At 44.8% G+C, this 22,040-nt stretch carries 17 protein-coding genes; 6 read left to right on the forward strand and 11 right to left on the reverse strand.

The annotated features are described in order from the left end of the window. Positions 1-76 precede the first annotated feature (76 nt). Positions 77-1,318 (forward strand): TIM barrel protein, encoded by a 1,242-nt coding sequence (locus tag CLV31_RS04920; RefSeq protein ID WP_111391778.1) that lies wholly within the window; start codon positions 77-79, stop codon positions 1,316-1,318. A 1-nt stretch (position 1,319) separates the two neighbouring features. Here CLV31_RS04920 and CLV31_RS04925 read toward each other — a convergent pair whose 3' ends face one another. Beyond that, positions 1,320-2,450 (reverse strand): ATP-binding protein, encoded by a 1,131-nt coding sequence (locus CLV31_RS04925; RefSeq protein ID WP_111391779.1) that lies wholly within the window; start codon positions 2,448-2,450, stop codon positions 1,320-1,322. Between the two features lie 210 nt (positions 2,451-2,660). Here CLV31_RS04925 and CLV31_RS04930 point away from each other — a divergent pair, with 210 nt between their 5' ends. Beyond that, entirely contained in the window at positions 2,661-3,668 is a 1,008-nt protein-coding gene (locus CLV31_RS04930; RefSeq protein ID WP_146250863.1) for an SMP-30/gluconolactonase/LRE family protein, read from the forward strand. Between the two features lie 350 nt (positions 3,669-4,018). Here CLV31_RS04930 and CLV31_RS04935 read toward each other — a convergent pair whose 3' ends face one another. From CLV31_RS04935 to CLV31_RS04955, 3 genes are all read right to left on the reverse strand, one after another. Further along, positions 4,019-5,338 (reverse strand): Gfo/Idh/MocA family protein, encoded by a 1,320-nt coding sequence (locus CLV31_RS04935; RefSeq protein WP_111391781.1) that lies wholly within the window; start codon positions 5,336-5,338, stop codon positions 4,019-4,021. Positions 5,339-6,211: 873 nt separating this feature from the next. Then, a complete protein-coding gene (locus CLV31_RS04950; RefSeq protein WP_111391784.1) occupies positions 6,212-6,823 on the reverse strand; it encodes a hypothetical protein in 612 nt (203 codons plus the stop codon). A 2-nt stretch (positions 6,824-6,825) separates the two neighbouring features. After that, complete coding sequence (locus CLV31_RS04955; protein ID WP_111391785.1) at positions 6,826-8,673, reverse strand: M12 family metallo-peptidase; 1,848 nt, start codon at positions 8,671-8,673, stop codon at positions 6,826-6,828. A gap of 336 nt (positions 8,674-9,009) precedes the next feature. Here CLV31_RS04955 and CLV31_RS04960 point away from each other — a divergent pair, with 336 nt between their 5' ends. After that, positions 9,010-10,449, forward strand: coding sequence for an arylsulfatase (locus CLV31_RS04960; RefSeq protein ID WP_111391786.1), 1,440 nt, complete (start codon positions 9,010-9,012; stop codon positions 10,447-10,449). 119 nt (positions 10,450-10,568) lie between these two features. Here CLV31_RS04960 and CLV31_RS04965 read toward each other — a convergent pair whose 3' ends face one another. Further along, a complete protein-coding gene (locus CLV31_RS04965; RefSeq protein ID WP_111391787.1) occupies positions 10,569-11,120 on the reverse strand; it encodes a GNAT family N-acetyltransferase in 552 nt (183 codons plus the stop codon). Positions 11,121-11,245: 125 nt separating this feature from the next. On the opposite strand from CLV31_RS04965, the gene CLV31_RS04970 reads away from it, so the two are divergent. The 3 genes from CLV31_RS04970 to CLV31_RS04980 all read left to right on the forward strand — a co-directional run bounded on the left by CLV31_RS04970 (position 11,246) and on the right by CLV31_RS04980 (position 13,103). After that, positions 11,246-11,608, forward strand: a complete 363-nt coding sequence (locus CLV31_RS04970) for a transmembrane 220 family protein (protein ID WP_111391788.1) — start codon at positions 11,246-11,248, stop codon at positions 11,606-11,608. 210 nt (positions 11,609-11,818) lie between these two features. Continuing rightward, positions 11,819-12,562, forward strand: coding sequence for an NIPSNAP family protein (locus CLV31_RS04975; RefSeq protein ID WP_111392026.1), 744 nt, complete (start codon positions 11,819-11,821; stop codon positions 12,560-12,562). A gap of 190 nt (positions 12,563-12,752) precedes the next feature. Then, positions 12,753-13,103, forward strand: a complete 351-nt coding sequence (locus CLV31_RS04980; protein ID WP_111391789.1) for a hypothetical protein — start codon at positions 12,753-12,755, stop codon at positions 13,101-13,103. Positions 13,104-13,210: 107 nt separating this feature from the next. Here CLV31_RS04980 and CLV31_RS04985 read toward each other — a convergent pair whose 3' ends face one another. The 6 genes from CLV31_RS04985 to CLV31_RS22025 form a co-directional block, all read right to left on the reverse strand. Continuing rightward, positions 13,211-16,654 carry a ThuA domain-containing protein gene (locus CLV31_RS04985; protein WP_111391790.1) on the reverse strand — a complete coding sequence of 1,148 codons (3,444 nt, stop codon included), beginning with the start codon at positions 16,652-16,654 and terminating at the stop codon, positions 13,211-13,213. 117 nt (positions 16,655-16,771) lie between these two features. After that, on the reverse strand, positions 16,772-17,917 hold the full coding sequence (gene galK / locus CLV31_RS04990; protein WP_111391791.1) for a galactokinase: 1,146 nt from the start codon (positions 17,915-17,917) through the stop codon (positions 16,772-16,774). Between the two features lie 99 nt (positions 17,918-18,016). Next, on the reverse strand, positions 18,017-19,039 hold the full coding sequence (locus CLV31_RS04995; protein WP_111391792.1) for a LacI family DNA-binding transcriptional regulator: 1,023 nt from the start codon (positions 19,037-19,039) through the stop codon (positions 18,017-18,019). 73 nt (positions 19,040-19,112) lie between these two features. Further along, positions 19,113-20,093: a M28 family peptidase gene (locus CLV31_RS05000; protein WP_111391793.1), complete on the reverse strand. Its 981-nt coding sequence runs from the start codon at positions 20,091-20,093 to the stop codon at positions 19,113-19,115. After that, positions 20,083-21,576 (reverse strand): cysteine--tRNA ligase, encoded by a 1,494-nt coding sequence (cysS, locus tag CLV31_RS05005; protein ID WP_111391794.1) that lies wholly within the window; start codon positions 21,574-21,576, stop codon positions 20,083-20,085. The genes CLV31_RS05000 and cysS overlap by 11 nt, the downstream gene beginning before the upstream one ends. 221 nt (positions 21,577-21,797) lie before the next feature. Further along, on the reverse strand, positions 21,798-22,007 hold the full coding sequence (locus CLV31_RS22025; RefSeq protein WP_317048776.1) for a type II toxin-antitoxin system RelE/ParE family toxin: 210 nt from the start codon (positions 22,005-22,007) through the stop codon (positions 21,798-21,800). Between the last annotated feature and the right edge of the window lie 33 nt (positions 22,008-22,040).

The following is a 22,040-nucleotide window of genomic DNA, read 5'->3' on the forward strand; positions in this document are numbered from 1 at the left end:
GACCATATTCAATGGTCAATATTCAAGGCTCTCTGGTCAGGATCTAATTTTCCAATAACCCTCATTACTTTAATCGATGAATACCGACTTTCACGCACGATCATTTTCCTTGCTTTCTGAACAGCTGGGTGCAAAAGGAATAAAAGCAGCTGAGCTGGTTTCCCGGATTTCTGCCTTTCAGATTGCGGTACCGAGTTGGGCCTTGGGTGCGGGAGGGACGAGATTTGGGCGGTTTTCGATTGGAGGCGAACCCAGAAACTTGGAGGAAAAACTGGAGGATATCGGACTTCTGTCCAAACTGACCAAGCGAACAGATGCCGTATCACTGCATATTCCCTGGGATATTCCCCAAGATTCTCAAGCAGTGAAGCAAAAAGCTGCAAGTCTGGGGATCAGTTTTGACGCGATGAACAGCAATACCTTTCAGGATTACGGGCAGCCGCTTTCCTATAAAATGGGTTCGTTGAGTAATTCCGATTCAGCTGTGCGTGCTCAGGCCGTGGAACATAATCTTCAGGTGATCGATATCGGAAAGAGTCTGGGAAGTAAAGGACTGACCGTGTGGCTGGCAGATGGAAGCAACTTTCCCGGGCAGGCCCATTTCCGAAAGGCGCTGCAATGGACCACGGAATCCCTGAAGGAAATCTATGCTGAAATGCCTCATGACTGGAAATTGCTCTTGGAGTACAAGCCCTACGAGCCCAATTTTTACCATACCGTGATTCCGGATTGGGGCACCTCTGCGCTGATTTGCCGACAGCTGGGAGATCGGGCTAAGGTGCTGGTGGATCTGGGCCATCACCTGCCCAATACCAATATCGAGCAGATTGTGGCTACCCTGATGCATCAAAATCTATTGGCAGGATTTCACTTCAACGACAGTAAATATGGAGACGATGATCTAAGTACTGGAAGCGTGAAGCCCTATCAGCTCTTCTTGATCTTTTGCGAACTGATCGGCGGAGCGGCTGAAGGGGCCCAAGCGTGGGATTCAATTTCTTGGATGATCGATGCCAGTCACAATACCAAAGATCCGCTCGAGGATTTGATTCAGGCGCTCGAGGCCATTTCCCAGGCTTATGCCAAGGCGCTTTTGGTGGACCGTGAAAAATTGACTCAATGCCAAAATGAAGGAGATGTGGTGGGGGCTCAGGAAGTGCTGCAAGAAGCGTTTTTAACCGATGTAAGGCCTTTGGTTAGAGAGGCGCGAATCCAGAGTGGAGGAGAGGCTGCACCTTTGGACTTTTACCGGCGAGAAAAAATCAGGGAGAGCCTAATTGCTAAACGGGGAAAAAATGCCCAGGCGAGTGGGTTGTAACTCACTTATACAGCTCATAGAAATTCCCCGGCGTAATCACCTTAAAGCTTGAATTGGGGTACGTTTCGGAAAATTCCGCGGGAAACTTTCCCGTAGCTCCTTCTGCATACTTGAATTCAAAGCAGGTCAGGTGCCCGTCTTTTTCTTCGATGTAGTCGATCTCCTTTTGGTCATAGGTCCTCCAAAAGTAGGTATTGATAAATCTTCGGTGGTTTTGGTTGAATTTGATCCGTTCAGTGATGCAGAAGTTTTCCCAAAGTCCTCCCACATCAGTACGGAGATTCATTTCATTGAAGTTGCGGATCACGGCGTTGCGGATTCCCACATCATAGAAGTAGATTTTTTGGCTTTTAGCCAGTTCCTTCCTTAGGTTTCTGCTGAATGAGTTCAGTCGGAAGATCACAAAGGATTTTTCCAGCAGCTCCAAGTATCGCTTAACCGTATGCACATTTGTTCCGGTGATTTGCGCCAGTTCATTCAGTGAAGACTCACTTCCGGTCTGCAAGGCAATGGCTGCCAAAAGCTTGAATAGCAAGTCCGGCTTTTTAATTTGCTCAAACTGGAACAGGTCTTTGTACAGGTAATTGGAAGAGATCTCGGCGAGTTCTTCGATTTTTTCGTCCCCAATACTGTTGAAAACCTGCGGATAGAGTCCAAATCTCAGGAAATTGGGCAGATTGGCTTTGATCTGAATGGGATTGAGCGACTGACCGATTTCTTCGAGGGAAAAAGGCAGCAGCAGAAATTGACGCGATCTGCCGGTCAGTGGCTCGGAGACCATTCCCGAAAGTTCGAAGCTGGAAGAACCTGTGGCTATAAATTGAACCTGCGGAAAGGTGTCTACCAGTACTTTCAATACCAAACCGATATTTGCGATATGCTGGGCCTCATCAAAAATGATCAACTCGCGATTTCCGATAAACTCGGCCAAAAGCCCTGAATTAGTCGTGGAAAGGGCGTCTTTGTATTCTTGAAGTTCACAATTTATATATGCCGATTTTTCAGGAAACTTCCCTAGTAGGTGTTTCACCAAAGTGGTTTTTCCAGTCCTTCTTGCACCATAGAGGATCAGGACTTTTCCTTTGAAAAGCTGATCTTCGAGTTGGGCGATAATGGTTCGGGATACTTGCACGAGTTCGTTTGATCTAAATTCATGAATATAACTTCACAAATTTAGCTAAATTTATGAATTAAACTTCACAAATTTTGCTAAATTCATGAAGTCAACTTCACAAATTTCATTGAATTTGTGAAGTTGGGGCTTTTAAATCTAGGATTGAGATTGGATTCGGACTTTTCAGCAGATTGGGTTAACTTCCTCTTTCCCAAAACTCAACCCACTATGAAAAATTCCTTTTGGTTAATCCTTTTTGCACTTGCGGCATGTTCCGCACCTCAATCTCAGGTATCCCTTGAGCAGGAAGTCATGACTATCGGTTCGGTGGAGCGACTTGATACTTCAATAAATGCCCTGATTCCTGCGGATGCCAAAATCGAAGTGTTGGCTTCGGGTTTCGAATGGGCGGAGGGACCGCTTTGGCTGGAGGAGCAGCAAGCCTTGATTTTTACCGACGTTCCCACCAATAAAATCTGGAAATGGACGGAAAAAGACAGTCTTTCGCTTTACTTGAGTCCTTCGGGCTACTTGGGAGATCGTACCGATAAACGCGAACCTGGGGCCAATGGCCTGGCCTTAGATGCAGGGGGAAACCTGATTTTATGCCAGCATGGAGAGCGACAATTAGGCAAAATGCTGGCTTCGCTTGAGGTACCAAAATCGGAATTTGAAGCATTGGCCACCGGATATGAGGGTAAGCGTTTCAATAGTCCCAATGATTTGGTTTTCAATTCTTGGGGTCAACTTTTTTTCACTGATCCGCCTTATGGGATGGACCCTTGGGATGAGAAGCAGCTGGATTTTCAGGGCGTGTATCGTTTGGACTCCGATGGGAAAGTGAATTTACTGGTGGATACCCTTTCGCGACCCAATGGGATCGCGCTAAGTCCCGATCAAAAGACGCTCTATATTGCCCAATCCGATCCGGAAAAAGCGAGATACTATGCTTTTGATCTGGATGAGAGCGGAAACGTGATTGCTGGAAAAGTGCTTTTTGATGCGACTGCATTCCAAAGCGAAACCAGAAAGGGCCTTCCTGACGGACTCAAAGTGCATTCCAGTGGAGTCCTTTTTGCCACAGGTCCTGGAGGGGTTTTGGTGATCAGTCCGGAAGGAAAGCATCTCGGGACAATCCTGACCGAAAACGGTACAGCAAATTGTGCCTTTGATGCCGATGAAAAGTATCTGTATATGACGGCGGATGCGTATTTGATGAGAATAGCCTTGAAGTAAGGGTGTTGGGGAGTAGGAAGTCTGGGGGTAGGAGGTTGTGCTGCTTCTCCTAAAGCAGCACTTTTGGCGTCAGTGCGAGGAATTTTTCTGATTACCAAATTATTCTTAAGCATGGCAATCCCGAAGCAATCTTTTCAATAGTCCGAAATTGATAGTATAGTAAAGTTGAAGCCTTGAACATCGGGGTTATAGGTTAGCCGTCAAGGTGGGGAGCATTCTTGTCAATAAATTTCTGGAATTTCTTTATTGCGACGAAGCAGTCTTAATTAATTCTACAGGAAGAGATTGCTTCGGGGTACCGGAGACCTCAGATCCAATTTGTGTGAAAATTAAGCCCCTCGCAATGACGGTCAAACCTTCGGCAAAGTCCAAGGCTCCCGATATTCCGGCCAAATCAATGCATTGGCTGCAGCATTGCCTACGAATTCTCTTTTTTGGTCATCCCAAATCAACTGTTCTGCACCAATTCGGGCAGCAATATTCGGAATATGAGCATGGAGAGCCGCCAATCTTCCGGCTTCGGGAGGGCAACTGGGTTGATTTCTTGCTTTGATACATTCCACAAAATTGGCCACGTGGAGGTTGTGAGATTCGGTGGTGCCTTCGAGTTTTTTGGCTTCACATTTTGGAGCTTTTGCAGTTCCGTCCCATTCGGGATAGATTTCATAGCCGTTTCGGTTTACGATCAGCGTTCCCAATTCCCCGACATAGGCAATACCATAAGGTTTGTTGTAGGGACCGCTTTGCAAGCCACCGTTCATGTCATAGTTGATTAGGAAGTCCTTTTTTGGGAAAAGCACATTCATCGTGTCAAAAGTGTCCCGATCCCGGTTTTCTTTGTTTACATTTTTGGCATAGGTCATGACTATGGAGGGGGCGGAGGGATTTTCCTCTACCCAGATGGCCATGTCCAGCAGGTGTACTCCCCAGTCAGACATCAAGCCTCCTCCGTAGTCCCAAAAGTGTCTCCAACTGCCGTGAAAGCGATTGGGGTTAAACTCCCGCTTGGGGGCAGGGCCTAGCCAAAAGTCATAATCCACTCCTTCCGGTACAGTCGTCAACGGTTTGATTTCATTGCCCAAACCATAATTGAAATTGGACCAGATGTTTACTTTTCGGATTTTTCCCAAGTAACCGCTTTTGACCAAATCTCTGGATTCGATAAAAGCCTGTCCGGCCCGCTGCTGTTGCCCTACTTGCATGATTCGGCTGTACTTGGCGGCAGCCTGGGTCATCAAGTCGCATTCTCCTATGGAGTTGGCCATGGGTTTTTCTACATAGACATCTTTTCCGGCTTGGCAGGCGGCCACGGCAATCAGACAATGCCAGTGATCCGGTGTGCCGATGATGACTGCGTCGAGATCCTTTTTCTCCAACAGCTTACGGAAATCTGTAAATCCTTCGGGTCTTTTTCCGGTCGCATCTTCCACTTCTTTGAGGCGCTTTTCCAAAACATTCTGATCCACGTCGCAGATTGCTACGCAGTCCACTTCAGCAAGAGCGAGATGATGACGCAGAATTCCGAATCCCATATTATTGGCGCCAATCAGTGCCACGCGGACTCGATCGCTTGGTGCAGTTTGTTGTCGGGCATGAAGGAGAGTTGGGGAAAGCCATAGGCCTCCGGCGATGAGGGCTGATTGTTGGATAAAAGATCTTCTTCGGGTCATTTGGGAAATGGGCTGTTGGATGAATTGTCAAAATAATTGAAAACACAAAGAGAGAAAAATGGAGGCCAATCAAAATGCTGATAGAAATCATCTTTTTGGAAATTTATTTTGAAAAATGTGCATAACCCCCTAGATGATGGTGGATATCCTGTGTTTCTGAGGCTTTTTATTTGGGGAAAAGTTGTGGGAAAGTTTTTAGTTGAAAATTTGGAATCAGGCTGAAAATCAGTCAACTTTGATTATACCAAGTGAGAGATAAAAGGCCGGAAGTAAGATTTCGGACCGTAGTTTGACAGATTGAGATCAGGCGCGAAGGGGAGTTTTTCGAAAGGAAAATTCCTGAGACGGGAAACCGCAGAAGTGCCAAAAACGATGGGCTGAGTTTGAGCTTCTCTTCGGAGAAATCAAATTTCCGGGCATGAAGGATCGGGGAAGAAATTTCACGGTTGAAAGGGGAAACTCCAGAAATGCAAAGACGGATTCATCAGCGCTTGGAACCTTCGGGTGAAAAGTAAACCTCATCGGGCACAAAGGAACGGCTGCTCAAATGCAGCAGTTTGAAACGGACCACCGCAGAAGTGCTATCACGATCGGCCCAAGAATTTGCTTTCGGGCAGATTCAGGATACCGGGCATGAAGGGGCTTTTCGAAAGAAAAGTCTGAGAAGGGCAACCGCAGAAATGCAAAAAGGTATCTGAAAATTGGGACATGCTCTTCGGAGCGACTGCAGACTGTCGGTTTTGACTCGGGCAACCGGGAAAAGCCACATAAACTGTAGCTTGGAATGGTTTGAGGACTATGGTTTTCAAGTCATTAAACGGGAAGATTTTCGCAAGAAATTCTTCCCGTTTCTGTTTTTAGCCTATATCGCTTTTATTTAAGGTCACATTCTTTGCCCAACTGAAACCATTCTTCCGGTGCTTTGGCTACAAATTTCCCTTCTGTAAACTCTATCCGATCAGGTGCATTGGGTTCACTAGAACCTCTATATGTTAGAATAAAAGAAAGTTGAAATTCCCCATAAATTTCTCCCTTTTTACTATCATAATGAGTCAATTGTAGAAAATCACCAACTTTACTAGTGTCCAATTCATATGTGGATGAACCGGCATCAAAAGACACACTAGTGAAATACCGAGGAGCTTTTATATTTCCATTATTCTGCCTTAGATAATTTTTTTTCAATAATGAAGCAGACTGCTTTTCAAAAGTTGGTTGAATGTAACCAACTGACAGGTGTTTCCATATATATTCAGTCTCATCTAATCCAATTAAATGAAATGACTGTGGAATTGTTATTCTGTTTGAATTGCATACTAAGGAGTCAGCGAGGGTAAACTTTATCGGGGATTCCCATTTAGCACCATTTAAAAAGGCTGTTATGCTTCCATTCCCCTTAAATGGGAGAAATTCAGGGTCGACATCTTCTTGGTTACAAGAAAAAAAGGCACCTGCTATAATCAGTATAACAATTAACTTTTTCATAATTAGTTTTTAATAAATCGCAGGTGAATAATTTCATTTAAGGAGTTTTGATAGCTGAATAAATATACTCCTGGTTTTAATTTATCGACAGAAAGAATAATTTGTTGTTCATTTTGTGATTCAACACGGATTTGAGAGGTTACGATTGTGCGATTTTTTACATCTGTAACTTCAAAGGAATAGAATCCATTTCCTCTATCGGAAGATTTAATTGTTATTTTATCCGAGGTAGGATTTGGAAACAGAATTACATCATTGTTCAGATTTTCACCAACATCTTCTAAATCGCCTAAATCAGGACAGACAGTACATCCTCCTCCAAGGAAATCGTTTTGAACAGTTCTATACGCAGTAAATGTTGAGTTGTTTTGGTCAGTTACCACCAGCATAACCTCTAAATTTTGGTTTGTGGGCATGGTGGTTGTCAAGGTTGTTCCGTTTCCTGCGAAGTAGTATCCTGAGCCGTTATTTAATTGCCAGCTTGTGGAATATGGTGCTATGCCACCTTGAATGTTTGGACTGAAATTAAGTGTTTGACCATTTCCTGCTGTCCCAGGCCCAAGAATAGAAGCCCACAATGCGGGAATTGAAAATCTGAAAGCTTCGACTGTTGGGCCATTTAAATTAATGTTACGATTATTGTTTGATACATTAACAACTCCTGTTGGTTCGCCATTATGGGTGCGGAATGGATTAGAAAAATGAAGTACTCTGGTGTAATTAGGGCCAAATGGAGGAAGAACGCCCATTATTGATCTCCAATGATTACGTCTTGGGAAAGAACCGGAAATCCAAAGGTGGGCATGTGCATCTCCCGGTGCCGGGTCGGTATCGTGTCTTGCACCCAATAAATGACCGATCTCATGAACGATTGTAAAGTTTGCGATTCCCGCACTTACTTGAGATATGCCGTAGGCCAAAGGTTCATTTGGTCCAATTTCTACAACCCTTCCTAGCGCGCCATAATTTGAACTATTAGTCAGTAATATAACTACATCTGCTTCATTTTCATTTCGGAGTTGTTGAGCATTTATGTTATTGGCCAAATCAGTTACATCATCTGCAAGATTTGTGTTAATAGTTTGACTGTTTTGTCGTTCATTAAAATTTAGAGGCAAAACCCCTGCAAGTTCTAAAGCTACCAAAGTGTTACTGTTAATTACAGCAGTTTGCCATTGGGCAAGTGCCGTATTTGCCATATTTACTAGGTTTTGTCCTGAGTTTGCCGCAGCGGGAGTAAATAGGAAGAGTACTCTCACTACGGCCGAAGTGTTGGCTATCCTATTGTTTTGATCTCCTGTTTCACTAGAAACTTTAGAAGTAGGCTTAAAGTCATTTTCTTTAGAATTTGAATCTTTACTCGTTGAATGTGGCTGATCACATTCTAGCAAGTTTATCTTCTCCATATTATAATCTAACAATATCGCTTGTCCATCAGGTAAGTGCTGAATCTCAAAAGACTGATTACCAGTAGAAATGTGTCCGGATACTTCTCCTTTTGTGGATGAAAGGACAATTTGACTATTTTCACCTTCTCCTATCCACATTGATGCTTCGGAATTGCGTTGCCCCATTATCTTTCTGGAAACAATATTTTTATCTAATCCAGGAATTGTAATGGAAATTTCATCACGACCCATGAGGTCATCAATATTTACAATGTCAATTAAAGAAACGGAATTGAGGTAATCTAAATTTTTTAATTTTTCAAGCTGGTTTTTATCCAGCTGTGAAAGATTGCTTTCCGATAATCTTGACCTTGAAATTAAGGATGGAGTATCTTTCTTTTGGGCATTTGCCAAGAATGCGAAAGCAAAAAACAGCAACAAGGTTAGGTAAATGTTTTTCATAGTATTGAGCTGTTAAAAGTTTGTTTAAAAAGGTTACTTAAACACCAGTTACTTATTTTTTTTAATTCGACAAAGAATATTTTCTTTTTCAAAAGAATATTTCACTATCAATCAGGGGGGGAGGTGATCATTTCAATACTTTCATCCGCTCCTTCCAATCCTCCAAATTGTCCATTTGATATCGATTGACTGTTTTGAGCCAGAACAATAGTTTTAGGTTAATTAAAGGCGATGCTGATTCAAGTAATGATTGTCGCAAGGCTATTTTTAGAGAAAAAAGTATAGCAGGCTGAAATTTTGGTTTGTCCTTCCTAATTTCTGAAAAAATCTAAAACTATGCCTTTTCGCCTGCTGATTATTCTGATCCTACTCGTAAGCTTTTCCTGCAATAACGCAGAAGAAAAATCCAATGATTCACCTCCAAACGTCATCTTCATCCTTGCCGATGACTTGGGCTATGGAGATTTGGGCTTTTTGGGACAACCGTACATCGAGACCCCGAATATTGACCGTCTGGCTAGAGAAGGGATGTTTTTTACCCAGCATTATGCCGGGGCACCCGTGTGTGCCCCTTCCCGCTCGGCCCTGATTACAGGGCTTCACACCGGGCACACGCCTGTGCGGGGGAATTTTGAGGTTCAACCCGAAGGGCAATATCCCATGCCGGACACGCTTCAGACGCTGAGCAAGATCTTTCAGCAGGCAGGTTATGCGACTGGAGCTTTTGGGAAATGGGGCTTGGGTTTTGTCGGTACTTCCGGTGATCCGAGCAATCAGGGCTTTGAGCAGTTTTATGGGTACAACTGTCAGCGCTATGCGCATCGGTACTATCCTGCTTACCTTTGGGAGAATCAAACCCAAGTGGATCTCCCGGGAAATGACTGGACCAATAAAGTGACTTACGCTCCGGATTTGATTCAGGAAAAGACCTTGGCTTTCATTGAATCAAATCAGAAAAATCCCTTTTTCCTTTTCATGCCGATCGTGATGCCTCATGCCGAACTGGCAGCTCCAGACGATGAAATTTTCCAAAAGTATCGGGCAAAATTCGGGGAGGAAAAAGCGCATCAGGCACCTGAAGGAGGCGACTATGGGCCGGAAATGAAAATTCCCGGCTATCAGTCTGAACCCTTTCCTCATGCGGCATTTGCTGCGATGGTGGAGCGAACCGATCGCTATGTGGGTGAAGTTTTGGCCAAATTGGAAGAACTGGGTCTCGCAGAAAATACCCTCGTGATCTTCACCTCAGATAATGGAGCCCATTTTGAAGGAGGAGCAGATCCTGAGTTCTTCGACAGCAATGGGCCTTTTAGGGGCTTAAAAAGGGATTTGTATGAAGGGGGAATCCGGGTTCCCATGATCGTCAAATGGCCGGGAAAAGTGAAGGAGGGAAGCCGATCGGATCATGTTTCCGCCTTTTGGGATTGGTTGCCTACGTTTGCTGATATTTTAGGAAAAAAAGTCCCTGAGGCGATCGACGGAATTTCATTCTTGCCAGCGCTTTTGGGCAAATCAGATCAACTTGGTCACGATCATTTGTATTGGGAATTTCATGAGTTGGGTGGAAGACAGGCTGTACGTCAGGGCAATTGGAAGTTGGTAAAGTATCAGGTGAAAGACCCTTCAAAAACGACTGTGGAGTTATTTGATTTGGCCACGGACCCAGGAGAAAGTAAAAATCTTGCGGAAGCGAATCCTAAAAAAGTGGCGGAATTGGAGGGATTGATCCGGCAGGCGCATCGTCCTAATCCAGTGTTTAGGCTTTTTGGAAATTAAAAACGGGAACCCGTAGGTCCCCGTTTCCTTACCCAATCATTTACTTATTACCCTATAAGTAGGATGAAATTAAATCTTTGAATACTTCAAACTATCCTTCTCTGACCTGCTTCTAAAAATTATTTCCAATCCCAGGCCACAATTGCCCAGGATTGGGTTACCTCTTCAAACTCGTGAATGACTTCAAAGCCGACCCGTCTGTGTGCTGCCAATGATCGGGTATTGCTTTTGGCGATCTCGGTAATTGCAAAGGAAAATTGGCCGGAGAATTGGTTTTTGTAGGCTTCATACAATTGATCAAAAAGCCCCTTTCCCCGCTGATTTTTTCCGACACAGACCTGACCTATTACAAGGTAGTCGTGATCTGCTATTTTTTTACCCTTATAATAGACCTGATCAAACTGATCAAACATGGGGATCAGAACCGGGATCAGATCCCTACTGGCTTTGGTCATCGCCAATACATACCCCACCACCTGATCCTCTTCCAAGGCAATCACATGAGGGGCGATGGACTGAAGCGCTAGAAGCTGTTCAGGGGTGTGTCTTACCGTGACAAAACCATCTGCCTGTCTGACTTCATCAGAAACACGACTGAGGTGGTTTTCCCATTGAAGGTCCAGAATTCCCTGGAGATCAGATGCTGTTTTGGCGATTCGGATTTGAGCCATAAGGTCTGGAATTTTGGCTGTAAAATAGGATCATTTTTCTGCTAAAAATCATTCTCGACCGATTATCCCAGGCAGGATGGTTTGTTTTTGAAATTGCTTAGTTTAGCGCATCAACCCAAATGCCTATGCGATTCAATAAAATCTACTTCAGTATCTGGTTTTTCCTGTTTGCCCTCTTTGCTTACTGGCAATTTAACGATCCTGATCCGGAAGTCTGGGTGAGCATTTATGGCGCAGCGATGATCTTTTGTTTGCTCGGAGTGAGGGGGATTTTTCCTAAACTACCGTTGACCTTGGTGGTCATATTGGCAGTTCTTGGAGCGATTTACTTTTTTCCGGGAGGAGTGGGGGATTGGATTGCCGATGAGTGGGCCCAAAAAGACCTGACCATGAAGACTCCGCAGATGGAAGAAAATCGGGAGACCTTTGGACTTCTTACCATTGCTTTGGTTTTAAGTCCCGCCTTGTATAAAGCTTGGAAAAAGTAGAAAATTTAAGACTATAGAAATACTATAGAAATACAATAGAAATACAATAGAAATACATCTCGCTTCGCTCGATGAAATAGGGTAGAAATAGATTTCAAGAGGTACTTCCAAGGTATTTCTACCTCCGAAGGAGGCAATATTTCAGGTGTATTTCCAACTATTTCCATGTATTTCAAATCAATTTCCAATAAAATCAAACCCTTAAACCTGATGAAAAAAATCACCACGCTTCTGCTCGCCTTGACCTTGGCGGTAGTCACCTTTGCCCAGCAGGGCATCAAGTCTAAGTACTTCGAAATGCGGACTTATACCGCCCATGAAGGAAAAATGCCCGATCTGATCAAGCGATTTGAGAATCATACTTTGAAACTGTTTAAGAAAAACGGGATCGAAAATGTCGCCTATTTTATCTCTGATGAAAATCCGGAAAAGACTTTGACTTTCATTTTGGGGTATCCGGATGAGGCTTCGCGAGATGTACTTTGGAACAAATTTGCCAATGATCCAGCTTGGGTAGCCGCCAGAACGGCTTCAGAAGCCAATGGTCCCTTGGTTCAAAAAGTGGATCAGACGTTCATGGTTTGGGCTAATAATCTGAATGATCATAAAAAGCCCAAGCCAAGCGGAATCCTTCAAATGCGAACCTACTATTGTTTGCCGGGAAGAATCGAAAATATCCAAACCCGATTCCGGGATCATACCAGAGATCTGTTTGCCAGACAGGGTTTGAAAAACTATCCTTATTGGTTGACGGTGGAGAAAGACGGATCTCAGCCAAAGTTGGTATATATCCTTGGCCATGATTCTAAGGAAGCCTACAATGAAGCATTCAAGCGATTTGTTGCCGATCCGGATTGGATCAAGGCTCGTGATGCTTCAGAAGCTGATGGTAAAATCGTGGAAAAGATCGATGCGGTATTTTACAAGGCTTTGCCTTTTTCTCCGATGAAATAAGAGGCAAGGAAGCATGGAAGTTAGGATGTTGTTCATACTTCGATATTCCATATTTAATAAAGTCCATAAGTTTTCAAAAGAAACAATCATTTGAGGCCACTCTGAATTGATCAGGGTGGCTTTTTTTCAAAGTATTGTAGCCAATGACCTATCTGATTCGTATCATTACTAAATCAAAAATTTTGTATCTATGAAAAAGTATCTTTTCCTTTTAGTTTGTTCTGCGCTCATTTTTTCCTGTAATGACGAAGAAAGACCGGCGGTTTGTGGAGTCGAGAATCCGGTAGAGGATCTTGCTTGGGTTAAGGAACAAATTCAAAGCATGGGGTTTCCCAACAGTGTTGCATATTCTTACTTGAAACAAGCAAATTATCAAGGTGAAACCGTCTTCTTTTTTGGGTATTGTGATCCACTTGCAAATTGGGCTTTGATCGTGAGAGACTGTCAAGGAAATCCAGTAGAAGGGGAAATAAGTTTAACAGATTTAAATGGTCAAAAAGTGATTTGGAAGCCTTCGAATTCGGTTTGTAACTTCTCTTAAATTTCCATTTATACTAAAGTAAAAAGCCAGCCTGAAATGAGTTCGGGCTGGCTTTTATTTTATTGGCCTTTGAAGAAATTGGCCAGGTTAGTGGAATGTATTAGTGATTACTTCGCATTGAAGGTGATTCCCATCAGGATAAACGTACCCAATTCGGCGCCATTGGCATCACTTACGAAGTAAAGCTTATGCTTTTTGCCGTCTGTGGTTCCGGATATCGGGATGTTTGCCTGGTGCATCAGGATTGGCATATTTGGGGCCTTAAAGCCTTCACTCTCCTGATGGATACCTTCAGCGACTACCGGTCCGGTAGGACTGTCGAGTCTGATTTCAAATTTTATCGGAGCTTTTAGCGGCTCTTGGGAAGCCGTCATCAAAGTCACCGAACCAATTCCCGTCAAATCTATGGCAGGCAAAGCAAATGAACCCTTGGTATTAGGTACCATCAGCAAGGTTCTGCCGTCGAAGACCATCTTGGTATACGTCGCAAAATCACCGGCCTTTGCCAGATCGACAGCATTTGGCATCAGTACCAAAGAAGAAGAACCGGTCATTGGTTTGATGTTTTCACCTCCCTTATCGGTGTAGGATGCCGAAATCACCAATGATCCTGTTGGGGAGGCCGGCTTGCCTAAGGTCGGATCCACACTTCCCTTTGCCGCGAGGCTAGGCTTGCTTTCTTGTCTCAAAGAAAGAATGTAGGTAACCAATGCATTGACTTCAGATGTTTTCAAGTCTGGATTTGCCGGCATGACTGTCTCGCCCCATACTCCGCCTCCGCCTTTTCTGATTTTCTCCACCAGGTAATCACGGTTTCGCTCTCTGTATTTTTTAGCCACCTCGGTGTAAGCAGGGCCAATAGAGGCTTCATTTTCTTTATGGCAAGTTTTACACGTCAAGGACTGCACCAGTGACTTTCCAGTCATCGCTTCGCTCATGACCTTGTGTCCCATGTCTGCTTCGGCCTGATCGATGCCTTGGAGGTAGTCCGCTGCAACATAGAGGCTAGACATATCAGAGGCAGCATCGGGATGATCTTCGTCCGATACAGATACGGTATAGTTCACTTTCTTTCCAGGGAAGTAGAAAGATTGATTGCCTTCTACTTGGATGGCCACCACCGGTGCAACGTTACCTGAATACACAGATACCAAGGTACTTGTTCCTGCCAATCCCGCAGGATCGTTGGCTGTCACTTTGATTTCGTATTCACCCACGGTGTTAAAAGTATGGGTCAGGGTTGGTTCGGTAGTCGTTTTGGTTTCACCATTGCCCAAATCCCAGGTGTAGCTTAACGGATCTTTTTCAGGATCCGCAGCAGTAGCTGTCAGGGTCACGGTGAGCGGGTTCTTTCCTGAGGTCTTATCTACCGTCAAGTCGGATACCACAGGAGCTCTGTTTCCTCCATTGTAGTCGATTCGGAAAAGACCTGCATCCGGGTTTTTGGTAAACCAGCCGTTTCCATACTCAAGGATGTAGATTTTTCCGTCAGGTCCCATTTCCATATCCATCAAGGCGTTGAATTTGGTTCCTTTCATAAACGGCTCCATCTTGTCATAATCCCCGTTTTCCTGCATAGTCACCACCTTGATCCAGCCTCTAATCCAGTCATAGATAAAGAGTTTGCCGTCAAAATAATCGGGAAATCTGGTTTCTTTGGGGTACATGTCAGAGTAGTATACCGGGCCTGCCATGGCGTTACGGCCTCCTGTGCCCAATTGCGGGAAGTCTGGTGACACGGCATAAGGATACCAGATAAAGGCCGGTTCTACCGGAGGTAATTTTTTCAATCCGGTATTGTTTGGAGAATTGTTTTCAGGTCCGTTGATGTCAAAAGCCTGACCGGGTTCTCCGGTTTCATAGTTGAATTCACGATAGGCGAAGTTGTTTCCAATCGTATAAGGCCAGCCAAAGTTACCGGCTTTTCTGGCCTGATTTACCTCGTCATACCCTCGTGGCCCTTTTAAATCCAAGGAGTCATTGCTGGCATCTGGGCCCACTTCACCCCAATAGAGGAAGCCTGTTTTCTGATCCACAGAGATTCGGTAAGGATTTCTCATGCCTTGGACATAGATTTCAGGACGGGTTCCTTCTGTACCTTGAGGGTATAAGTTTCCTTCAGGAATGGTATAGCTTCCGTCTTCAGCTACTTTGATTCGCAGGATTTTTCCTCTTAGGTCATTGGAGTTTCCGGAGCTTCTTCGAGCATCCCACTGCTTGTTGCCGTCACGACCATCCAGTGGCGCATAGCCATTGAGCCTGTATTTGGAATCTGGCTGGTTGAAAGGAGTAGAGTTGTCACCAGTGGAAAGGTATAGGTTTCCTTCCTTGTCAAAGGTAATCGAACCACCTGTATGGCAACAGATGTCACGCTGGGAATACAATTCCAGGATGATTTGCTCGGAAGCCATATCCCAAGTGCCATTGGCAAACTTGAATCGGGAAAGTCGGTTGATCTCTTTGTCACCGGTAGGTGCGTAGAAGGCATATACCCAATTGTTGGTGGCATAGTTGGGATCTTTTTGCAAGCCCATCAAGCCTTCCTCTGCGTTGACACCTTTTACCTCGGTTTTCCAATACACATCCAGTTTCACGATTTCTTTCAATTCACCGGTTGCATTGTTATAGTGAAGAATTTCACCTCTTCGCTGAGCTACCAAAATGTCCAAATTAGGAAGGATGGTCATTTCTGTCGGTTCGGTAAACTGACCGATCGAAAGGGTAGTCTTGGTAAATCTGTTTTCTTCAGGCGTACGCTTAGACTTGGCTTTGCTGTAATCCAACTGCAGGTTGTCTCCAATCGCATATTGAATTCCTGACAGCAAATGCTTCAAGAAATCTGCTTCTTCGTAGGATTCTTTGGTATGACCACCTCCGGTATAGTAAGCACGGCCTCCGTCAAAATCATGGTACCAAGCAATCGGATGCTCGCCCATGTCAGCACCTCCCTGGTAGGAAGCCTCGTCCAGCATGAGGAGTTTTTTGGTATTCGGATTGACTTTCTTATAGCTGTACCATTCGTCAGTACGCTCCCAAGTCTCGGGTAAGAAGTCCACCGAAGGGTGCTTTTCTCCGGTTTTGGTGATTTTACCCGGCTGTACATTGGGATGCGGATCATTGATCCCGGGATGGTCTGAAAAGTATCCACCCACAAGTCTCCCATACCAGCCCCACTCATACTCGGTGTCGGCTGCGGCGTGGATACCGACGAAGCCACCGCCTGATTGGATGTAGCGTTCGAAGTCCGCCTCTTGGTAATGATCCAAGACATCTCCGGTGGTGCTGAGGAAGATCACCGCGGCATATTGTGCCAGATTTTCTTCATTAATCAATTCAGCGTTTTTCGTTGTGTCCACTGTGAAGCCATTTTCAGCTCCCAATTTTTGGATGGCGGCAATGCCTTGGGGAATGGATTCATGATAGAATCCTGCCGTTTTACTGAAAATCAACACTTTCGGTTGGCCTTCCCGTTTTTTGGAGCAAGAAGCCAGGCCGACTCCCAACAGCACAAGCAACAAGAGCAGGCTACGTAGGTTTTTCGGGTAATTCATAAGGTTTGGATAAATTTTTTGGGAAAATAGGAAAAAAGTACAAACGCTTGATTGCGAAGCGGTATATAGGGGAATATTATGGATCAATCGGTCGATTTTGTCGATGAAAAATTTGGATCAGACTAACCTTGCTCCATCTCCAATGGCTACAGGAATAAAATCGGGAGATTTCGCAAACTGACGGGAGTAGGCATCTGAAAGGATAGATTGAAAATCATGGTATTCGGTTTTTCTCACCAGATTGATCGTGCAGCCTCCGAATCCCCCGCCCATCATTCGTGATCCTAAAACATAACCTAGACTTTGGGCTTTTTCAGCAAGAAAATCCAATTCTGGGCAGCTTACTTCAAAGTCCTGGCTAAGACTTTGGTGAGATGCATTGAGTAGTTTGCCGAAGGATTTCAAATCTCCCGACTGTAAAGCTGCCGCTGCTTCGTGCACTCTTGCACATTCGGTGATGACGTGTTTGGCTTTTGGAAAAAGGGTGGTAGGAAGGATTTTCTCCACTTTTTCCAAATCGGAAATAGTCAAATCCCTAAGCGTAAGCATCTCCGGAAACTCAGCTTGAAGGTGTCGAACACTTTCCTCACAAGCTTCCCTTCGTTTGTTATAGGCAGAATCAGCCAAGGAGTGCTTTACTTTAGAGTTGACCAGTAGGAGGGAGAAATCCCCCAGATCAACAGGGATTTCCATATGGTTATTGTTTCGGCAATCCAGTAAAAGAGCCTTTCCTTCAGCACCAAATGCAGAGGCGTAAGGATCCATGATGCCGCATTTTACTCCGGCGTAGAGGTGCTCTGATTTTTGGGCGTAGAGGACGATATTTTTCTTGGGAATCTCAAATTCAAACAAACCCGATATCGCAGTCCCAATAGCTACCGATAGCGCGGCAGAAGAAGAAAGTCCTGAACCCACTGGGATGTTTCCTCCAATTACCATATCAAAACCAGCCACTTCATAGCCTGACTGCTTCATCAAAGCACACATGCCCATGACATAAGTGGCCCAATGCCCGTTTTTTGGAGAGATAAAATCCAACTCGAAACTGAATTCCTGTGCAAAATCCATGGAATACAGCCTGCACACCGTCAGTCCATTCTTCTGAATCCCAACCCAAATCCCCTGTGAAACAGCTGCAGGAAATACGAATCCTTCCTGATAATCGGTATGCTCTCCGATCAGGTTGATCCTTCCGGGCGCAAAGGCTACAAGTGGAGTAGTGGCAAAATAGGATTGAAAGGTCTTGGAGAGTTGAGTGTGCATAGATGATGTAAGCGGTGAGGGGTAAGTAGTAAGTAGATTTTCATTACTCACCACTTACAGTTTACTATTTACTAAGGATGAAGATTAAATTCAGCGATGTTAAAAATGCTGGGAAGATTTTCTTGGCACCAGGGTGGTTTCCAAAACAATGGAAATCGGATCCTCGGAAGCGATGCCATCCAATTGATCCAAAAGGTGGCTTACAGCCAGTTTTCCCATTTCATAGCCGGGCTGGGCAACCGTAGTCAGCGGAGGCTCGACTACAGCAGCAGTAGGGTTGTTGGTAAATCCTGCTAATGCAATATCTTCAGGGACTCGTATTTCTTGAGCCTTCCATTCGGTCAACACATCCACTGCCACCGGATCAATCATGCAAAAAACTGCATCTGGTCGAGGCCGCATAGTTAAAATATCTCTTGCTACTTTTATATTACCAGCTTCAGTGAGGTCGGTGATTTTGATCAGGGAGTTATCCTGATGTACACCAAACTCCCCCAAGGCTCGAAGGTATCCTTCTTTTCTTTTTTTGGAAATGTACAAATCCTCCGGACCAGAGACATAGACGATCCGTCTGGAACCATTTTCCAACAAATGCTTGGTCACCTGATAGGCTCCGCCTGCATCGTTGAAGGTGACTTTGGAAACAGGAATATCCTCCTGAACCCGATCAAACAACACGAAATTGATCTCCCGGTCATAGAGGTCGTACAGGTGATCAAACTTGTTGGTTTCCCTACTCAGGGAAATCAAAAGCCCATCCACCTGGCTGGAAACCAGGGTTCGGATGTTTGCTTTTTCCTGTTCAATGGATTCATTGCTTTGGCAGATCATCACGTTGTAGCCACGTTTGTTGGCGGTATCTTGGATACCGCTGATACAGGAAGCGAAAAAGTGCGAGGTGATCTCAGGTACGATGACGCCAAGGGTTTTGGAACGGCTGATTCGGAGACTTTGAGCCAAGAGATTCGGTTGGTAGTTCATCTCTTTAGCTGCTTCCACGATCTTTCGCTTGGTCTCAGGATGCAATTCCGGAGAATCCTTAAGTGCCCTGGAAATGGTGGAAACCGACACGCCGAGTTTTTTGGCGATTTCCTTCATCGTGATCTGATGGCCCTTTTTCATGGTTTACCGTTGAGTTTTCGTTCCCTGCAATCGTCTGCAATTACGAATAAAGCAAAGATTTTCAGAAAAACTGTTATTCCTGATAAACTGTAAATAAAACAGTCTCTCCGACAGCTTGGAGAGTTCGGGAATCAATCAGCTCCATATTGTCCCGATGGGTGTGGTGATAGTGCCCAAACCCCATTTCAGGTGAAAACTCAATGATATCGATCATGGGTATTTTTGCCCATTCATTTACAAAAACATGGTCGTCCAAAATCTCAGGTGCATCTTGCTGGATAAAGAAACCAGAATGGCCCAATTGGGATGCATTGCCCCAGACTTTGGTTAATATTCCACTGGCATACTTTCTGGAATAACCTTCCCGATAGAAACGGGCATTTTTTCCACCTACGAGATCGACCAAAATGCCAAAGTAGGCAGAATAGTTTGGCACATGTTTGTTTTTTGACCAATACTGGGAACCGTGACACCACCAGATCTGGGAGTTGTTTGGAGTTCTGGTCATTTCTGGTTCCCCATCATCCTCACCGTCAAAGAAAATCAGGTCAATGCCTACTTCAGGTTTGATTTCTTGTCCTCCGATCACCCGTGCAATTTCCATCAAGACAGCCACCCCTGAGCCCCCATCATTGGCCCCATCAATGGGTTCGTTGAGTCGCTCGGTGTCTTTGTCTGCGATTCGGCGGGTATCCCAATGAGCAGCCAGAAGGATTCGTTTGGTCGCCTGAGGATTGTAAGATGCAATCACGTTGCTGAGGTTCCAGGTCAGTCCATCATAGGTTTTGGCTTGGAAATCCTGTGTCTTTACATCCCAGCCGTATTTTTCCAAGGAAGAAATTATCCAGGCTTTGGTGTCTGCATGACCTTTGGTGCCGGGTACACGCGGACCAAAATCCACCTGCTTTTGCACAAAGGCATAGGCTGAATCGGCATTGAAGGCAGGGTAGGGCTTGATGACGACCTCTGGAGCAGTGGTCTCTGTGGTCTTTTCTCCCGAACAGGCCCAAGCAAAAACCAACAGGGCTAAAAGCCAGATTTTACTATTCTTCATATGCCCAATCGATTTTCTCTTTCATGTCTTTGACTACAAAGCCCATGGCTTTCAATCCAGCCCGGATTTCATCTACTTTCGCATAATCACGGGCAGTTTTAGCTTCAGCATAAAGCTTTAGCAAAAGCTCAATCATGGAGTCCTGCACGTCGCTTTTTTCTTCAATCAAACCTAAAATATCCACCACAAACGTGATGAAGGTGTCTTTCATTTTTTGAAAAACTTCTTCTCCAAAAACTGCCGAAGCGAGCTGTCCGGTGAAAATGGAATTGATCTTTTTCAAAAGATTGAAGAGATGTCCGATAGCCTGAGCTGTGTTGAAGTCATCATCCATTGCTCGGTAGGCAGCGGAGATGCTGTTTTCCACCTGCTTGATTTGCTCCGGATCTAAAGCAATTTCAGCATTTGGTGCGTATTCCAAAGCTCGGGCAATTCTCAGTCCGTTGATGATCTTTTTGTAGCCTTTTTGTGCAGCTTTTAGCGCATCGTTGGAAAAGTCCAAGGTCGACCGGTAATGCGCTGTGAGCATGAAGTAGCGGATCGTCATTGGGCTGTACGCTTGCTCCAAGAGTCGGTGATTGCCGGTGAAAAGCTCCTGTAGCGTGATGAAGTTGCCCAAGGACTTGCCCATCTTCTGTCCGTTGATGGTGATCATGTTGTTGTGCATCCAGTATTTGGCCGGATCGCGATGGTTGCAGGCGTTGCCCTGAGCGATTTCACACTCGTGGTGTGGGAACATCAGGTCCATCCCGCCTCCATGGATGTCAAACTGCGTCCCGAGGTACTTGCTGCTCATGGCAGTACACTCAAGATGCCAGCCTGGAAAGCCAACTCCCCAAGGGGAATCCCACTTCATCAGGTGCTCTGGAGACGCATTTTTCCAGAGGGCAAAATCCACTGAATTGCGTTTTTCGCCTTGTCCATCGAGGTCTCTGCTCCCGCTGATTAACTCGTCAAGGACTCGACCGGAAAGTTTACCGTATTTGTAGGTATTGTTGTATTTCAAGACATCGAAATAGACCGAACCGTTGACTTCGTAGGCCAATCCTTCCTTGAGGATGGCTTCTACCAAAGCGATTTGCTCTGGAATGTGGCCTGTCGCACGGGGCTCGATGCTGGGTTTCCAAGTGTTGAGCAAGGCCATATCCCGATGGTAAGTGTCGGTGTATTGCTGCGCCACTTCCATGGGCTCGAGCTGCTCAAGCTTGGCTTTTTTGGCGATTTTATCTTCTCCCTCGTCTGCATCACCCGTTAAGTGGCCCACATCGGTGATGTTGCGGACATAGCGCACCCGAAAACCGAGATGAGTTAGATATCTGTTGACCGTATCAAATGTGACCGCAGGCCGTCCATGGCCCAAATGTGCATCTCCATAGACGGTCGGTCCGCAGACATACATGCCTACAAAAGGCGGGTTGATGGGTGCAAAATCCTCTTTTTGGCGGGAAAGGGTGTTGTATACCTTGAGTTGATGCGATTTCATTTCGAGAGGCTAGAAGCGAGATTCAAGAACCTAAAACCGGAAAACCGGATTTTAGGTTCGGGCTGCAAAATAGCGGTTTTGGCTTGGGAAATGAAAAGAAATGGAAACTAGAGCTGGTTAACTTTTCCAAAGAGGTTGTTTCAATCTTTTCCAAACTTCCAAACTTTGGAAAAGTTGGATCAGGTAAATAGTAATAGGATTTTTCCGACTTGATTTTTTCTTTAGATCAAGCCTGCATTCTTCAAAAGATCAACAAAACTCTCTTTGGGTAGGTTTTCAAATTCACTTTTATCAAAAATATGGATCAGGTAAATCTCATTTTGTTCACTCACAAAAAAGTAAATTACTCTCGCTCCTCCCGATTTTCCTTTGTTTTTACTTGATATAGAAATTCTGATTTTAAAAAGGTTTGAGCCTAAAGGAGTGCCAATTTTGTAGTCCTTTTCAAACTCTGTATGAGTTTG

It is taken from the genome of Algoriphagus aquaeductus (genome assembly GCF_003253485.1).
In the GTDB taxonomy this organism is placed as follows: domain Bacteria; phylum Bacteroidota; class Bacteroidia; order Cytophagales; family Cyclobacteriaceae; genus Algoriphagus; species Algoriphagus aquaeductus.